The following is a 13,369-nucleotide window of genomic DNA, read 5'->3' as shown; positions in this document are numbered from 1 at the left end:
GCGGGCCCACCGGTCCGTGCCGCCCCGGACATCCTGGAGTTGGGGGCGTGGTGGGGCAAGTGTTCGGGTACGGTCCGGCGGCCATGGGCCGGATACCCCTGACGGCCGGCGGCGACGGCTCGCCGGGGCACGACGGACTCTTCACGGAGGGGCTGCTGCTGGCGTCCCGCGCGACGGCGGACGCGGGTGACACGGTCCGGGCCGAGGCCACCCGCACGGCCTATGCGCTACGGGCCCGTGAACGGACGACCCCGCACGGGGTGTGGTGCGCGGTCGCCCCCGTCGCGCTGGCGGGCGACCGAACCGTACTCCGGCTCGGGACGGACCACCGGCCGGTGAGCGCGCCGAGCCCGCTGTGGCTCCGGGAGTGCGCCGACCGGCTGCTGGATCAGCCCGGGACGGTTCCCCGGCTGACCCTCACCACCAACAACCTGACGGTGCGCCGCGGTGCACGCTTCGAGGCCGAGCACGCCGCACCAGGACGGGGACGGCTCGGCAGCGTCCGGGTGACGGATCTTTCGGATTGGCTGCTGACGGTCTGTACCGGGGGTGTCCGGGGTGCCGAGGTGATCGACGCGATCGTGGCCCGCTACCCCGGCGCCGACGCCGAGGCGGCACGGTCCGCGCTCGTACAGATGATCAGCACGGGACTGCTCCTCACCGACCTTCTGCCCCGGGACGCGCGACAGGATCCACTCGCGCATCTTCTGGCGCGGATCCCCGACACCGTGAGCCTTCGCCCGTCCCTCGTCCGGCTGCGGCGAGCGCTCAAAAGCGCGGACGCTCACCCGCCGGGATCCGCCCGCCGGTTGGCGCTGCTGCGCGCCGCCCGCCGCGTGGCCGACCGGGTCCGGGTCGTCGACCGGCCGATCACCGTGGACACCGTGGCCGACGCGGAACTCCGGTTACCCGCCGAGATCGGCCGGAGGGCGGCGGAGGCCGCTGGAGTGCTGTGGCGCGTCGGCGCGCGTCGGCCTCCGCTGGGCGACTGGTCGGCACGGTTCACCGCCGCGTACGGGCATCAGCGCCGTTCCCCTGCTGGAAGCCGTCGATCCGGTGGCCGGGATCGGTCCTCCCGGGGCCGCCGACGGACTGGCCGCCGCTTCCGTCGACGACGACAAACGCGAACGGGCTCTCGCCCGCCTCCTGGCGGAGTCGTACGCCGAGGGGTGGGCGGACGTGGAGCTGACCGAGGAGTGGGTCGAGCACCTGGCCCGTCCCGGTGGCGTACCTCCGCGTTCCGCCGAGATCCATGTCCGGGTGGTGTCCGGTCCGCACGGTTCCGTCCGGCTCGTGGTGGGCCGGCACTCCGCCCAGACCGCCGGCTCGGCGGCCGGCAGGTTCGCCGCCCTGCTTCCCGGACCTGCTCCGACGGCCCCGGCAGCCGGAGAAGAGGGAGCGGCCGTCGCGGAGATCGTGTGCACCCCCCTGACGGCCCGGACCGCCGGTCTCGCCGTCGAGACGGGCTTCGCCCCGTACCGGATTCCTGTCGGTGTTCCACCCCGGGACGGTGATCTCCACCCCCGTGACCTGGTGATCTTTTCGAGCGACGGCCGCCCGCTGCTGTGGTCCACCGCGCTGCGACGGCAGGTCGTGCCCGTCCTGTTCAGCCGGATCACCCGGGACCTGCTGCCCGCTCCCGCCCGGCTGCTGCACCTGCTGGGGCACGTCGGCGAGCGCCCCTGGCACACCTGGTCCTGGGGTCGGGCCGAGATCTTCCCGTACACCCCCAGGGTCACCTACCGCGGGACCGTGCTCGTGCCCCGGCGCTGGCTGCTCCCCGACGACCTGATCGCCGCCGCGTCCCGGCGCTCCCTCTGGCACAGCCGGCTGGCGGACTGGCTCACCGAGGCACGGCCGGCGCCGCCCGGTGAAGTCGTCGCCGAGGAGTCCGACCGGGGGCTGCCGTTGCGGACGGCCGACACGACGCACCGGGAGATCCTTCGCCGGACGGTGCTGCGCGGGACCCGCACCCTGGCGGAGGCCATCGGGCACGGCGACGGCGAGCGCCCCGTCACCGGCCCGGACGGCCGTCATCTCCTCGAACTCGTCGTCCCTCTGCACCGGTCGGCCCCGGCGGAACCCCGGTGCCCCGTCGACCCGCGGACCGCCGTACGGCCGCGTCGCGCGGACCTGATGCCACCGGGTTCGGGCTGGCTCTCGGCCGCCCTCGCCGTGCCCGTCCGGCATCAGGACGCGGCCCTGCGGCAGTTGGCCGCCCCACCCGCCGCCGCACGCCTGTACTGGCTCCGCTACCGCACCCCGGCGCTGGGCCCGCAACTGCGACTGCGCTACTGCGGGCCTCCCGACGCGCTGCGGGAGATCCGGCACATGCTTCTCCGCTGGGGCTCCGGCCTGGCCGAGCAGGGGTTGAGCGACGGACACCTCCACTACGAGCCGTACATCCGGGAAACCCCGCGCTACGGCGGCCCAGGTGCCGTCGACGCGGCCGAGGACGTTTTCGCCGCCGACAGCGCGCTGGCCCTCACCGTGCTGGTGACGGAGACACAGGAGGGCGCCGAGCCCCACCGCCTGCCGCTCGCGGCGATCTGCGCCGTGGCGGTCGCCAGGGCGCTCACGGCCCCGGGAGCCGTCCCGGAAGTCGTCCGGGGATCCGTCCGGGGCGGTCCGCTGACCCGCGCGGAGCGCCACGAGCGGGACCGGCTGCGTACCGCCGCGCGAAGCCACCGGCTCCCGTCGTGGCTCACCGAAGCATGGTCGGTACGGCAGAAGGCGCTCGCCGCCTACGGCGACGTACTGCCGGACCCGGACATCGCCGGACGGTGTGCGTCGGACCTCGTCCACCTGAGCTGCAACCGGCTGCTGGGGGCGGACGCGGGGCTGGAGCGGGTCGCCAGATCATTGGCGACCGACCTGCTGTACGCCCATGACTGAGGCCGCGCGGCACATCGAGCGGATCGTCCGGACCGTGGCCGATCCGGAGCGACTCGTCGCCGATATCGGACCCGTGAGGGGAGCCACCCTGAGCCACGGGCTGCCCGGGACGGCGCTCCTGCTGGCGGCCCTGGCCGCCGGGGAACCGGCACTCGCGCGACGGGCCGAACAGCATTGGGAGACGGCCGCCGGGCTCCTGAGGGGCCGCGCGCCGGACGGCATCCACAGCGGACCGGGAGCGCTCGCCGCCTCCGTCGTCGTCGGGAGCGCCTATCTGCGAGAGCCCCGGCCCGAACTCCTCGACCGGGCCGCGTCCTGGCTTACGGCCCGGGCCCACGGGCTCGCACTGCACCAGCGGCGACGGCTCGCGGCCGGGTACCGGGGATCCCCCTGGGGCGTCTACGACGCGGTCAAGGGGCTCTCCGGCATCGGTCGCGTGCTGCTCGTCGCGTACCGCGCCGGCTGCGCCCCCGCCGCTCCCGGTCTGACGGCCGCGCTCGCCACTCTCACCGGCCTGATCCGCGCACCGGCGAACGGTCTGCCCGGATGGTGGCTCCCCGCCGGGGACCATCGGCTGCCTCTCGCCGGAGAAGTGCCGCCGTCCGGGGCCGCGACCACAGGTCTCGCCCATGGCATCGCGGGGCCGCTCGCCCTGCTCTCCCTCGCCGCCGACGCCGGATACACCGTCCCGGGGCAGGGGACGGCCATCCGTACGGCGGCGGACTGGCTGCTGTCCTGGACCGACGACGATCACGGCTGCCCCGCCCACATCAGCGGAGACGCGCTCCGAAGGCCACCCGACCCGCGGCGGCTGTCGGCCGCCCCCGGCAGACGCCACGCGTGGTGCTACGGCGCCGCCGGAATCGGCACCGCCGTCGCCCACGCGGGGCGCGCCCTGGAGGACGACGGGCTGCGCCGAGCCGGCCGGGACATGATCACGGCGATCGCCCGGCGCCCCGAGGACCGCTGGGACACCGAAGGCCCCGGCCTCTGCCACGGCAGCGCCGGAGTCCTCCAGGCCGCACACCGCGCGGGCTGTACGGAGCTGGCACGGCGGGCCCTGCGGCTGACCTCGGACCTGCTCCGGGAACCGGGAGAGGAGGCGGGCGGGGCTACCGACGCGGGGTTCCTCGGCGGGGTGACCGGGGCGGCCTGTGCGCTCGCGGAGGCCGAGGGGCTGCTGCCCGTTCCGGGGTGGGGCACCTGGGACGCGGTCCTGTTGCTGAACTGACGGCCGTCGGACGTGGGCGGGCCGGTCTTGGAAGGTCAGCGCTTGGCGCGTTTCCTCTGGCGGGTCCAGAAGAGCTTCTGTGCCAGCAGGGTCAGGGTGCCGGCCACCACGATGCCGAAGAGGTTGAGGAGCAGCTGCTCCGTGGAGCCCCAGGCCTGGCGGTACTCGTCGAAGGAGAAGGCGACCGCCGCGTTCGCCGCGGCCGGGATCGTGGTGACGGAGATGGCGACGCCGACGAGGGCGCCCGACTTGGCGGAGGTGAGGGAGAGGGTGCCCGCGACGCCCGCGAGGATGGCGACGACGAAGGAGAACTCGTCGGGCTGGTAGATGAAGTTCGTGTTGGGGCGGGGGCCTTCGAGGGCCGCGGCGTCGAAGAGGTCGAACCAGGTCATCAGATGGCTGAAGCCGACCGTTACGGACATCGCGGTGACGAAGCCGATCAGCAGGGCCAGCAGGGAGCGGGCCGCCAGCCGGGGGGCGCGCTGGACCAGGGCCGTGGAGACGCCCGCCAGGGGGCCGAACTCGGGGCCCACCGCCATCGCGCCCACGATGAGGATCGCGTTGTCGAGGACCACACCGCAGGCGGCGAGCATCGTGGCGACCGACATGAAGGCGAGATACGTGGCGGAGAGGCTGGACTCCTCGTGGGTGGCGTCCGTCAGGTGCTCCCACAGGACCGCGTCCGCGCTCTCGCCCGGGGCCGCCTTCTCCGCCGCGTCGGCGCGGCGGGAGACGGAGAGGTCGATGTTCTCCACGGCGATGCAGCCGGTCTCGTCGATCCGCAGTTCCCGCAGGTCGGCGATGAGTTCATCGGCCGCCTCACGGGCCACGTCGCACAGGACCAGATCGCCCGCCGGGTCGCGGGCGGCGCCCGGCAGGACCACCACATGGGCGGTGCCCACCGACGCTTCGAGCAGCCGGACGACGTCGTCGGTGCGGTCGGCGGGGGTGATCAGTCGCAGATGCAGCACACCGGGACGCTCCTCACGGCTGGCTCGGCTGGGACGGGGTCAGAGTTTGCGCAGGGACAGGCGGGCGACCTTGTGGTCCGGGCCCTTGCGCAGCACCAGGGTGGCACGGCCGCGGGTCGGGGCCACGTTCTGGAGGAGGTTCGGCTTGTTGACGGTGCGCCAGGTGGCGCGGGCGTACTCCATCGCCTCCTCCTCGGAGACCTCGGTGTACTTGCGGAAGTACGAGGACGGGTCCCGGAACGCGGTCTCCCGCAGCCGCCGGAAGCGGTGCAGATACCAGTTCTCGATGTCCTCCGGACGGGCGTCCACATAGACCGAGAAGTCGAAGTAGTCCGCGAGCGCCACCCGGGTCCGGCCGTCCTGCCCCGGCAGGGCCGGCTGGAGGACGTTGATGCCCTCCACGATGAGGATGTCCGGGCGGCGTACCACCAGACGCTCCCCGGGGACGATGTCGTAGACCAGATGCGAGTAGACCGGCGCGGTGACCTCGTCCTTGCCCGCCTTGATGTCCGCGACGAACCTTGTCAGCGCCCGGCGGTCGTACGACTCGGGGAATCCTTTCCGCGACATCAGCCCCCTGGCCCGCAGCTCCTTCATCGGCAGCAGGAAGCCGTCGGTGGTGACCCGCTCGACCCTGGGGTGCTCGGGCCAGCGGGCGAGCAGGGCCTGGAGGAGCCGGGCGACCGTCGACTTGCCGACCGCCACCGAGCCCGCCACGCCTATGACGAAGGGGGTGCCCCGCTGCGCCCCATGGCCTCCGCCGGTGTCCCCGAGGAAGGTGTTCAGGGCCCCGCGCAGCTCGCCCGTGGCCTTGACGTAGAGGTTCAGCAGCCGGGACAGCGGCAGATAGACGTCCCGTACCTCGTCGAGGTCGATCACGTCCCCGAGGCCGCGCAATCGCTCCACCTCGTCGGCGGTGAGGGGGAGCGGGGTCTTGTCGCGCAGCGCCCTCCATTCCGCACGGGTGAGATCGACGTACGGGGTGGAGTCGGCGGCGGCCTTGCGGTGGTTGTTCCGTGGCGGCGTCGTGATCACAGGCCCATTGTCGGGGGCGGGCGGCGGAAGTGGGCCGTGGGGTCCGTCACCCGGGTGGTGACAGGGGGTCGCGGGGACGGGGGGGGGGGGCAGGGGGCCGGGGCTGGGCGGGTGGCGTGCCGCCGGGGGTACGGGTGGTGCGCCGGTGACGGCGCTCCCACGTCGTACAGTGCGACTTATGTGCGGAATCGTGGGATATGTCGGAGGCCAGTCGGCGCTGGACGTCGTCGTCGCCGGGTTGAAGCGGCTGGAGTACCGCGGCTACGACTCCGCCGGGGTCGCCGTGCTCGCCGACGGGGGCATCGCCACCGCGAAGAAGGCCGGGAAGCTGGTCAATCTGGAGAAGGAGCTGGTCGACCGGCCCCTGCCCGCCGGGTCCACCGGTGTGGGGCACACCCGCTGGGCCACCCACGGCGGGCCCACCGACGCCAACGCCCATCCGCATCTCGACAACGCGGGCCGGGTCGCCGTCGTCCACAACGGGATCATCGAGAATTTCGCCGCCCTGCGGTCCGAGCTGACGGCGCGCGGCCACCGGCTGGACTCCGAGACCGATTCCGAGGTCGTCGCCCATCTCCTCGCCGAGGCCTTCTCCTCCTGCGGCGATCTCGCCGACGCGACCCGGCTCGTCTGCCGCCGCCTGGAGGGCGCCTTCACCCTGGTCGCCGTCCACGCCGACCAGCCCGGCACCGTCGTCGGCGCCCGGCGGAACTCCCCGCTGGTCGTCGGGGTCGGCGAGGACGAGTCCTTTCTCGCCTCCGACGTCTCCGCCTTCATCGCCCACACCCGCTCCGCGATCGAACTGGGCCAGGACCAGGTCGTCGAGGTGCGCCGGGACGGGATCACGGTCACCGACTTCGACGGCGCCCCCGCCGAGGTCCGCTCGTACCTGATCGACTGGGACGCGTCGGCGGCCGAGAAGGGCGGCTACGCCTCCTTCATGCTCAAGGAGATCGCCGAGCAGCCGCGGGCCGTCGCCGACACCCTGCTCGGCCGGGTCGACACCGACGGGTCGCTGACGCTGGACGAGGTACGGATCCCCGTACCCGAGCTGCGGGCGGTGGAGAAGGTCGTGGTCGTCGCCTGCGGTACGGCGTTCCACGCGGGTCTGATCGCCAAGTACGCGATCGAACACTGGACCAGGATTCCGTGCGAGGTGGAACTGGCGAGCGAGTTCCGCTACCGGGATCCGATTCTCGACCGGCGGTCGCTGGTGATCGCGATCTCCCAGTCCGGCGAGACCATGGACACCCTGATGGCGGTCCGGCACGCCCGGGAACAGGGCGCGAAGGTCCTCGCCGTCTGCAATACGAACGGCTCCACCATTCCGCGCGAGTCGGACGCCGTCCTCTACACGCATGCCGGGCCCGAGGTCGCCGTCGCCTCCACCAAGGCGTTCCTCACCCAGCTCGTCGCCTGCTATCTCGTCGCCCTCTATCTGGGGCAGGCCCGCGACACGACCTGGGGCGACGAGGTCCGGGCCGTCATCCGCGACCTGGCCCGGATCCCGGAGGCGCTCGACCGGGTCCTGACCACGACGGAGCCGGTACGCGAACTCGCCCGCTCCCTCGCGGGCCAGGACACCGTCCTCTTCCTGGGCCGCCACGTGGGCTACCCGGTGGCGCTGGAGGGCGCGCTCAAACTGAAGGAACTGGCCTATATGCATGCGGAGGGCTTCGCCGCCGGCGAGCTGAAGCACGGCCCGATCGCCCTGGTGGAGTCCGGTCTCCCGGTGGTCGTCGTGGTGCCGTCGCCCCGGGGCCGGTCGATCCTCCACGGCAAGGTCGTCTCCAACATCCAGGAGATCCGGGCGCGGGGGGCGCGGACCGTGGTGATCGCCGAGGAGGGCGACGAGGCGGTGGTCCCGTACGCGGACCATCTCATCCGGATCCCGGCCACCCCGACACTGCTCCAGCCGCTGGTCGCTACGGTTCCCCTACAGGTGTTCGCCTGTGAGCTGGCCACGGCCCGGGGCAACGAGGTCGACCAGCCGCGCAATCTGGCCAAGTCCGTGACCGTGGAGTAGTGAGTCATCAGATGATCATCGGGGTGGGGATCGACGTCGCCGAGATCGACCGGTTCGCGGCGTCGCTACGGCGGACGCCCGCGATGGCGCGGCGGCTCTTCCTGGAGCGCGAGCTGCTGCTGCCGAGCGGTGAACGGCGGGGTTACGCGTCCCTCGCGGCCAGGTTCGCCGCGAAGGAGGCCGTGGCCAAGGCGCTGGGGGCGCCGCCGGGTCTCCAGTGGACGGACGCCGAGATCTGCGTGGAGTCCGACGGCCGCCCCCGCCTGGAGGTCTACGGCACGGTGGCGGCGCGCGCGACGGTGCTGGGGGTGCGTTCCTGGCATATCTCGCTCAGTCACGACGCCGGGGTGGCCTCGGCGGTGGCGATCGCGGAGGGGTAGCCCCCTCCGCGCGTAGTTCCGCGGGTCCCCTTCCCGGGGTGGGGGACCCCCAGGCCCCTCGGCCACCCGTGGCCGGGGTCCCGAGGCCGGGCGCGTCCGGCGACCGCGGCTGTTTTCGGGCCGCGGCCCGGTGGTGAGCTTGTCGCGCGGTTCCCCCGCCCCTGAACAACTTCACCCGAGCCGAGCCGTTCAGCCGGAGATCTCGGGGGCGGAACCGCGCGAGCGACCACGCACCGGGCCGCACATGGCGCACGGCGGAAACACACCGGTGCCGCCGGCCCTGGTTCCCGGGGAGGGAGGGGGCGGCGGCACCGGCGGGTTCCGGGCTTTCCCGGGGGTCAGGTCCGGCGTCGGCGGTGGACCAGGACGGTGGCCACCGCGCCCGCGACCGCGAGGGCTCCCGCCGCGGCGGTGAGGGTGAGCGCGCTCGTACCGGTGGAGGCGAGGGAGCCGCCGCCCGAGGCGCCCGCGCCGCCGACGCTGCCGCCGCCGACGGAGCCGCCGGAAGTGCCCGAGCCGCCCGAGGTGCCGGTCGTACCGCCGTTCCCGCCGCCCGTGGACTGGGCGTCGGGGCCGCCGGACGACGAACCGCCGGACAGGCCGGACGACGAGCCGCCCGCGGTCGGACCGCCCGACGACGAGCCGCCGGACGTGCCGGGCGGCGGGTCCTCCGGGGGATCGGTCACCTTGAGCGCGGCCGGAGCCGAGCGCAGGGACCCGACGGAGTTGGAGAACACCGCCCGGTAGCGGTTTCCGTCGTGCTCCTTCGCCGCCTTGAACGTCAGCTTCGGACCCGACGCGCCCGCCACCGGCAGCCACGCCGTGCCGTCCGAACTGACCTCCCAGCCGTTCACGGGCTCCGGGAAGCCCGTCGCCGCGGCCGTGAACTCCGCGTTCTTCCCCGTCGTGACCGTGATCGCCTTCGGCGCCCCGGCCACCGCCGGGGAGACCTGCCGCTGGCTCTGGGTCACCTTCCCGTCCTCCGCGACCGTGAACAGGCCGCGTCCCTCCGGGTCGAGGGCGATCCCGGCGGCCCGGTCGCTGACCTCCAGCACCTCCGTTTTCCCGGTCTTCACCTCGATCGCGGCGACTTCGGGCGCCTGCGTCCGGGCCGCGTACAGGGTGCCGGTGGTGTCGTCGAAGCCCAGCGCCTTCGGGTTGGGGCCCGCGGTCAGCGTGCCGGTGACCTTGTTCGCCGCCAGGTCGACGGTGAAGACCGTGCCCGCCGCCAGATTGGCGACATAGCCGGTACGGCTCTTCGGTTCGATCGTCAGGCCCATGCTGCCGAGCGCCGTCGTGCCCAGGCTCAGCGGCTCACCGGCCGGCGCGCCGGTCTTGCCGTCGACGGCGTTCAGCAGGTTGTGGAACGTCATCGGCGAGGTGGACAGGTTGGGTCCGACCGAGGTGGCGTACGCCCGGTCCGCCGAGGTGTCGACGGCGAGACCCGCCGGCGGGTGACGGAGGACGGCCGGGGTGCCGACCTGCTGCCAGGCGGCCGCCGCGGACTTCCCGGTGGTGAAGGTCGTGATCGACCTCTTCGACGGTACGCCGGCGTAGATCCGGCCCGCCACGGGGTCCACGGCCAGCAGACCGACATGGGCCTCCGCCGTCGCCTTGTCCTTGAGGACTCCCTTGTCCGTGTCGTACGTGGCCAGTTTCTCGTCGAAGGCCAGGTGCAGGGCGCCCGCCGGGACGTCCAGCGCCATCGCCGAGACCGCGCCGGGCAGTTCGGCGGGTTTGCCGACGACCTGTCCCGTGGTGGTGTCGTACGTCGTCAGCCGCCGCTCCTCGCCGCTGTCGCTGGCGACGTACAACCGCTTCGCCGCCGAGTCCACGGCCGCGTGCCCCGCGCCGCCGACGGCCGGGGTGATGGTGCGCAGGGCCTTGTGCTTCACGGTGCCGGCCGGGACCTCGGGCGTCGGCTGTCCGGCGCCCGACCCGAACGTGAACGGGACGAGCACGTCCTGGTCGCGGTCGGAGATATGGGTGTGGTCCGCCCGGGTGACGACGGCGCAGCGGGTCTGGGAGCAGTCCGCGCCGCTGTCCTTTGCCTTGAGGGTCAGGTCCAGGGTGAAGCCGCCCTTGCCGTCGGAGCCGACGGTGAACTTCTTCGTCAGGCCCTGGCCGTAGTCCGGCGGGTTGTTGGAGATCCAGTAGGAGGATCCCGAGCTGCCGGAGAAGTCGCTGCCGCCCAGGCAGGGGCTCGGCTGTTCGGTGGGCGACGCCGGGACCTTGCAGACGGCGAGGTAGATGCCCTTGGTGACGTCGTAGCCGGTGCCGGTGACCCGGACCTTCTGTCCGGCCGGATCGATGCCCCGGGTCTCGGAGACGGTGAGTTTCTGGCCGGTGGGCCCGTTGGCCTCGCCGGGCGTGGCCGCCGCGGCCGTTCCCGGTGCCGCCGCGGTGAGGGCCGCGGCGGCGAACAGGAACGGCGCGGCGACGGCCACGAGGCGACCGGCGCCTTTCGCGCGCGCAGGCATGATTTAGGAGAACGTCACCGGGACGTAGACGTCGTACTTGCGGTCGTTGGTGTCGAAGTGGTCGGCGCGGGTGACGATCGAGCAGGTCACACCGTTCTGGCCGCAGGTGACGGAGGCCGAGAGCTGGGCCTTGACGTGGATCTGGACGGAGAAGGAGCCACGGCCGTTGGAGACCGTGTACGGCGACGAGTTGTTCGGCGCCATCCAGTACCAGTCCTTGTTGACCCAGTGCGAGGCGCCCGTGGTGCCGGCCTGGTCCTGGCCCCCGAGACACGGCGTCGGCTTGGAGTTCCACGTCGCCGGGTTGGAGACGTCGACACCCGCGGGCACGGCGCACAGGCCGACGTACACGCCCTGGGACGGGTTGTAACCGGTACCGCTGACGGTGACGTTCTGGCCGGTCGCGGCGGCGGTGCTCGGGGCGGTGAGGGAGAGGTTGTACGTCGCCCCGTCCACCACGGTTCTGTTCACGGTCGCCGCGGAGGCGGAGGAGGCGAGGCCCAGGGTGAGGGCGGCGGCACCGAGCACGGCGACACCGGCGCGGGCGGCCGTACGGGTGGCCTTGCGGGGGGCCTTGGTGGCGACTGAGGGCATGGGTGGGGACACCTTTCGGGGGAAGGGCGATGAGAGGTCGCGAGACGCTCACGACCACTTAGGTAAGGCAAACCTAAGTTCGAGTTGAGGTTGCGTCAACCCTGTGACGTGGGGTGAGACGGGGAAGGCAACTCGCACGGGGAAGGGCGCGGTTGGCCGGACATACCGGCCGGAGTGTCGGCGCCGGGCCCGGGGGCGTATCGCCGCGCCCTGGGGCAGACTCGGACCATGCGTACCGCCCACACCGTGGACAACGTCCGCCGCGCCGAGGCCGAACTGATGGCCCGGCTGCCCGACGGCGCCCTGATGCTGCGCGCCGCCGCCGGACTCGCCGCGGCCTGCGCCGAAGTCCTGCGCGGCGGATCCGGCGGACGGATCTACGGCTCCCGCGTCGTCGTCCTCGCGGGCAGCGGCGACAACGGCGGCGACGCGCTCTACGCGGGCGCCCGGCTCGCGCGCCGCGGCGCCGGGGTGCACGCCGTACTCCTCGCGCCCGGCCGGGCCCACCCGGGCGGGCTCGCGGCGCTCCTGGCCGCGGGCGGGCGCGTCGCGGACGATCCGTACGAGGTCCTGGCCTTCGCGGACCTGGTGATCGACGGGATCACCGGTATCGGCGGCCGCGGCGGACTGCGGCCCGACGCGGTACCGGTGGCCCGCGCCGCCCGCGGCTCCCGCGCCGTCGTCGTCGCCGTCGACCTGCCCAGCGGTGTCGAAGCCGACAGCGGCGAGGTGCGCGGCGAGGCCCTGCGGGCGGATCTGACCGTGGTGTTCGGTACGGAGAAACCGGCCCTCCTCGTCGACCCGGCGCGCGGCTACGCGGGCACGGTACGGCTCGTGGACATCGGCATCGGCGACGAACTGCCGTCCCTGCCGGCGCTGGAGGCGCTCCAGCACGTGGACGTGGCCAGGCTGCTGCCGGAACCCGGCGCGGCGAGCGACAAGTACCGGCGGGGCGTCGTCGGTATCGCCGCGGGCTCCGCGCGCTATCCCGGCGCGGCCGTCCTCGCGGTCGCGGGCGCGCTGCGCGGCGGGGCGGGAGCCGTACGGTACGTGGGCCACGCCGCCGACCAGGTGATCGCCCGCTTCCCCGAGGCGCTGGTCCACGCCGGCCCGCCGGAGAAGGCGGGGCGCGTCCAGGCATGGGTCGTCGGGCCCGGCATCGGCGACGAACTCGACGCGGTCGACGAGGTGCTCGCCGCGCCGGTCCCCGTCCTGGTCGACGCGGACGGGCTGCGCCGTCTGCCCGGCTACCCCGGGCTGCTGCGGGACCGGGCCGCGCCGACCCTGCTCACCCCGCACGCGGGCGAGGCCGCCGCGCTGCTCGGCACGTCCCGGGAGGAGGTGGAGGCCGCGCGGCTGGACGCGGTCCGCGAACTGGCGGGGCGGTACGGGGCGACGGTGCTCCTGAAGGGCTCCACGACCCTGGTCGCCGACCCCGACCCCGCGGTGCCGGTACGCGTCAACACGATGGGCACGCCCTGGCTCGCGACGGCCGGCTCCGGCGACGTGCTCTCCGGCCTCGCGGGCTCGCTGCTCGCGGCGGGCCTCGGCGCGAGGAACGCGGGCTCCGTCGCGGCCTACCTCCACGGGCTGGCCGCACGGGCGGCGACGGAGCGGGTCGGCGTCCCGCTGACGGCCTTCGACGTCGCGGACACCGTCCCCCACGCCTGGCACGACACCCGCACGGCGCGTGAGCCGTAAGGCCGCGGGCCCCGGCCCGGGACCGGACGCGTCCGGCGCCCTCGCATGTCTTTCGG

At 73.7% G+C, this 13,369-nt stretch carries 9 protein-coding genes and 1 pseudogene; 6 read left to right on the top strand and 4 right to left on the bottom strand.

Annotated elements, in window-relative coordinates:
• Positions 1–83: 83 nt before the first annotated feature.
• The 3 genes and pseudogenes from ACFXG1_RS12465 to ACFXG1_RS12455 form a co-directional block, all read left to right on the top strand.
• A pseudogene (locus ACFXG1_RS12465) lies at positions 84–1,884 on the top strand (lantibiotic dehydratase family protein); the annotation flags it as partial.
• A 252-nt stretch (positions 1,885–2,136) separates the two neighbouring features.
• On the top strand, positions 2,137–2,895 hold the full coding sequence (locus tag ACFXG1_RS12460) for a thiopeptide-type bacteriocin biosynthesis protein (protein WP_384713200.1): 759 nt from the start codon (positions 2,137–2,139) through the stop codon (positions 2,893–2,895).
• Positions 2,888–4,126, top strand: a complete 1,239-nt coding sequence (locus ACFXG1_RS12455; RefSeq protein WP_384713188.1) for a lanthionine synthetase LanC family protein — start codon at positions 2,888–2,890, stop codon at positions 4,124–4,126. Before ACFXG1_RS12460 ends, ACFXG1_RS12455 begins: the two co-directional genes overlap by 8 nt.
• A gap of 35 nt (positions 4,127–4,161) precedes the next feature.
• Here ACFXG1_RS12455 and ACFXG1_RS12450 read toward each other — a convergent pair whose 3' ends face one another.
• Positions 4,162–5,097, bottom strand: a complete 936-nt coding sequence (locus ACFXG1_RS12450) for a DUF389 domain-containing protein (RefSeq protein ID WP_384713185.1) — start codon at positions 5,095–5,097, stop codon at positions 4,162–4,164.
• A gap of 39 nt (positions 5,098–5,136) precedes the next feature.
• The gene (coaA, locus tag ACFXG1_RS12445) at positions 5,137–6,132 is read right to left on the bottom strand and encodes a type I pantothenate kinase (RefSeq protein WP_384713182.1); all 996 of its coding nucleotides are present in this window, start codon (positions 6,130–6,132) and stop codon (positions 5,137–5,139) included.
• Between the two features lie 178 nt (positions 6,133–6,310).
• Between coaA and glmS the strand changes: the two genes are divergently transcribed.
• Together glmS and ACFXG1_RS12435 are read left to right on the top strand one after the other, a co-directional pair.
• Positions 6,311–8,158 (top strand): glutamine--fructose-6-phosphate transaminase (isomerizing), encoded by a 1,848-nt coding sequence (gene glmS, locus ACFXG1_RS12440; protein WP_384713179.1) that lies wholly within the window; start codon positions 6,311–6,313, stop codon positions 8,156–8,158.
• Between the two features lie 11 nt (positions 8,159–8,169).
• Complete coding sequence (locus ACFXG1_RS12435) at positions 8,170–8,538, top strand: holo-ACP synthase (RefSeq protein WP_384713198.1); 369 nt, start codon at positions 8,170–8,172, stop codon at positions 8,536–8,538.
• A gap of 338 nt (positions 8,539–8,876) precedes the next feature.
• Here ACFXG1_RS12435 and ACFXG1_RS12430 read toward each other — a convergent pair whose 3' ends face one another.
• Positions 8,877–10,985, bottom strand: coding sequence for an endoglucanase (locus ACFXG1_RS12430; RefSeq protein ID WP_384742297.1), 2,109 nt, complete (start codon positions 10,983–10,985; stop codon positions 8,877–8,879).
• A 36-nt stretch (positions 10,986–11,021) separates the two neighbouring features.
• A complete protein-coding gene (locus tag ACFXG1_RS12425) occupies positions 11,022–11,612 on the bottom strand; it encodes a hypothetical protein (protein ID WP_384715150.1) in 591 nt (196 codons plus the stop codon).
• A 228-nt stretch (positions 11,613–11,840) separates the two neighbouring features.
• Between ACFXG1_RS12425 and ACFXG1_RS12420 the strand changes: the two genes are divergently transcribed.
• Positions 11,841–13,313, top strand: a complete 1,473-nt coding sequence (locus ACFXG1_RS12420; RefSeq protein ID WP_384715153.1) for an NAD(P)H-hydrate dehydratase — start codon at positions 11,841–11,843, stop codon at positions 13,311–13,313.
• Positions 13,314–13,369: the final 56 nt, after the last annotated feature.

Source organism: Streptomyces sp. NPDC059248, assembly GCF_042753905.1.
Lineage (GTDB): Bacteria > Actinomycetota > Actinomycetes > Streptomycetales > Streptomycetaceae > Streptomyces.
This window is presented reverse-complemented; position numbering and strand designations above follow the sequence as displayed.